Source organism: Chloroflexus sp. (assembly GCF_034434295.1).
In the GTDB taxonomy this organism is placed as follows: Bacteria; Chloroflexota; Chloroflexia; order Chloroflexales; family Chloroflexaceae; genus Chloroflexus.
In genome coordinates, this window is the sequence record NZ_DAOTZQ010000104.1 from 1 (window position 1) to 3,585 (window position 3,585).

Here is a 3,585-nt window from a genome sequence, read left to right on the forward strand (position 1 = left end):
CACACCCTCACCACCGCCAGCAACCAAAAGCTAAATGCCAGATCGGGCCAGAAGTAGAAAGCATCGACCAGACCATGCGTCAGGGCAGCGGCCATCGTTACCGCCACCCCAATTGCCGGCGCCGACAAGGGTGCGTGCGTTGGCACACGCACCATGCGCCAGGTTGCCCACCCCAGACCCAACAACAGCAACGGCCCACCACGGAGCAGGAGATCGAGGATCAGGTTATGGGGATGCGCAGTATACACCTCGTTGGTATCACGGAGCGCCGGGTCAATGTATTGCTGATAGACAACCAGAAACTGGTCGAGACCGATCCCTAATGGGTGGTCGGCCAGCATTGCCAGGGCAGCGCGCCAGGTGGACAGGCGAATAGTGCTACTGCCAGTGAGCAGACTCAAACGCTCGATACCGAGCGCAGACAGCATAATCGCCATCAGCAAGACACCACCACCAGCCGCGATGATCAATCGATAGCGGAACCGGGGGGTAGCGGCGACGAAGAGCAAACACCCGCCAGCGACCAGTGCGCCCAGGTAGGCGCCTCGCGAAAAGGAGACGGTCAGCGCCGCTAACGCCAGCAACGCAATCCCGGCAAACATCAGCGCAAACCACTGCCGGCGTTGCTGCCATGCTGCCCATGCCAGCGCTGCGGCTAATGGCCACACCCGTCCCATTGCCAGACCAAGATTGTTGGGATGTCCGTACAAACCGGTCGCCCGCACAACGCCCTCAGTTACGACCAGGTCGCTACCATGACCGATCTTCGTGCCGAAGAGTGGCACCAGATTGACGCCGCCAACCTGCGCCAACGCTACCAACGCCGAGACAGCACCAGCCGCCAGCCAGCCCAGCAGCGCAGGATAGACAACTGCCCGCCCCTGCCGCTCGTGCCACCAGAGCAAGGCCGCGAAGAGCAGCGGCTCAATGATCATCCAGCGCAGCTCGCGCAACGCAGGGCCGCGCACATCGGCGATGATAACGCCCCAGACACCACCGATCAACACCAACACTGCCGGCATCATTGCCCACACTGCTACCGGCAGTGCGGGCAATGCCGGCCAGCGTATGCGCCGCCAATCGCGGATGAGCGTTGCGGCTGTTGCGATGAACAGCGTAGCTTCGTGCAACGGGAGATAAATGCCACTATCGCGAATACCAAAGCGGGAATCGAATAGACCTTTGGGTAGGAAGTATAACGGTACCGTGATCACTACCCAACGCAGCGCCAGATCAGGCCGGGCAATGCTGAGGCCGATAAAGGGCAACAGACCGAACATCGTCAGCGGGAGTTGGGCTGAAGCACGATACGCAATTGCAAGAGTGATCCCCTGCAAGGCAAAGATGATCCACTCGCGGCGACCGGCAGCAATCCGCTGCCAGCGAGCGATCAGGAGATCGAGCAACGAGAGCACTGTGTGCATAGTGAGTGCGCCGATGACCGCAATGCTGGCAAATAAGAGCAGTGGCCCATAGTCAGCCGGAAATTGCCAGGGCAGATCGCGCACAACTGCAAAGCCAGCCGGTGCCGATCCACCGCGCAGCTCGATAACGTGAGTGGTATCGGCCAACCCATGCACAGCATTTGCCGTCAGCGTGATCGCATCGCCATCGAGAAGCACTGTTGTCGGCGTTCCACCGTAAAACTCCAGACCGGTACCGGCAAACCGAACACGCCAGCCATCAACCGTGCGCTCAACCGCCGGATGGCTCCAGTCGTGAACACCAACATGAGCAACCACCGGCGCTCGCATATACGCTTGCACGATCTGGTACGATGGCAAAAGCTGCCAGTCACGGCTGACCAGTGCGAAATAGGGGGTCGGATCGGCCGGATCGGGTTCGGCATAGCCGCCATAACGCAGCATCCAGATATTCATCACCCCCATCCAGGGCCACTCACGACGGGCGCGCTCAATCTGGGCAACCAGATATGTTCCCTTCGTCTGCTCATCAACCGGCGGCCCCCACACGAAGCGACGTTCTGCCGGAATCGTATCAGGCGCAGCATTGTAGCCAAACTCAGTCACCCACACCGGCGTCGCGACATCACCGTGACGCTCCATCACCTCACGCAGCAAGACGACACGACTGACGTCGTTACGAGTATCGATAGGCCGGTGCCAGTTCCAGTTGTCACGTCCACGCAAGAAAACGTAGCGGTGTTCGGTGGGTGGTTGACCAAGACCGTAATTTTGAGCTGCCATAATATCGAAGTAAGCAGCTCCTCCCAGACGATAGATTGCATCGAGATATTCAAGCTCAGTCATTGGCGCACGCGGATCAAGCCCATCCGTCGGTGCCAGACCGGGGAAGAGGACAACGGCATCAGGGTTGGCAGACTTCACTGCCTCATAACCAACCCGCAGCAAGGCAAGAAAATCTGCTGGTTTCGGCTCTTGCCAGCCCCATTCGTTCTTGAGGTTCGGTTCGTTCCAGATTTGGAAGTAGGTTACCTTCCCCCGATAGCGCGTTACCAGCTCGCACAGAAAGCGACCATAGTCCGCCAGATCATCGGGCGGCCCGGTTGAGTTGCCGTCAACCGCCAGCCCGGCCACAAATTCCGGCGTTGACCGTCCCCGCTCGCGCGCCCAATCGGGTGGCCGATCCACGCGCATAATCAACTCGATCCCGTGCGCCACCGCAGCATCTACAATACGGTCGTACTTAGCCCAACTCGAAACAACCCCAATCGTTGCTTCGTTTCGTCGGTCGGTGAAATCACCTCGTCCGTGAATCTCAATATCTTCCCAGGGCACCTGCATGCGCACGTAGCGCGCACCCAGCGCACGCACCAGAGCAAAGGTACGGTCGGCAGCCGTTGGATCAGGTTCAAGGTGAAGATTAAAAACATTGACCCCCAATGCCGGGCCATCGGTGTACGGGAAGGGAGAGGAAATTGGCGACCGGGAAGCAATTCCGCGCAGCGCAGCATTATCAAGCCAGACGACAACACCGAGTGCAGCAGTCAGCAGCACTCCCAGACTACAGAGCAAGAACATGCGAAGAACGGTGTTGCGCCACATAGCGCGGAGAGTATAGTCGAGCAGATGTCTGATGTCAAGCAGGAATGGTGAGGCGTAGCTGGGGAGGAAGTAGGAGATGGGAAAGAGGAGATAGGGAATGGATAAAGGAGCAAGTAGAAGCAGCGGTTTCTGCAAAACGATCAGGCTGTGTGATGGCAAGAGACGATCAAAGTGTTGAGCATACATATCAGAAGCACGATTGCGACCTCTGGCTCATTGTGATAGCGCTGCTCCATTCGCTATGCACTGGCACCGGTCTATCCCCTGGAATCACGCACCGCCGCCTCGCTCATCACTTCACGCAAGAGCCTCCCACCCCTCTGCGTCCTCCGTGGCGCTGTGGTACATCTTCCACCCTTCTGTGTCCTCTGTGCCTCTGTGGTGCACTCCCACCATAGTACCACGGCAACCCCGACCTGGGCTATCCCCTGGGAGCGCGAACATCCACCTCGTTCATCACTTCACGCAAAAGCCTCCCACCCCTCTGTGTCCTCCGTGCCTCTGTGGTGCACTCCCACCACCGCACAACGGCAACCCCGACCTGGGCTATCCCCTGGAA

Annotated in this window: 1 protein-coding gene; it reads right to left on the reverse strand. The window is 59.0% G+C overall.

Annotated features, from left to right (window positions below; genetic code table 11):
* Positions 1-3,212: O-antigen ligase family protein (locus tag VAE57_RS14790; protein WP_322822635.1), on the reverse strand; the 3,212-nt coding region annotated here is incomplete at its 3' end.
* Between the last annotated feature and the right edge of the window lie 373 nt (positions 3,213-3,585).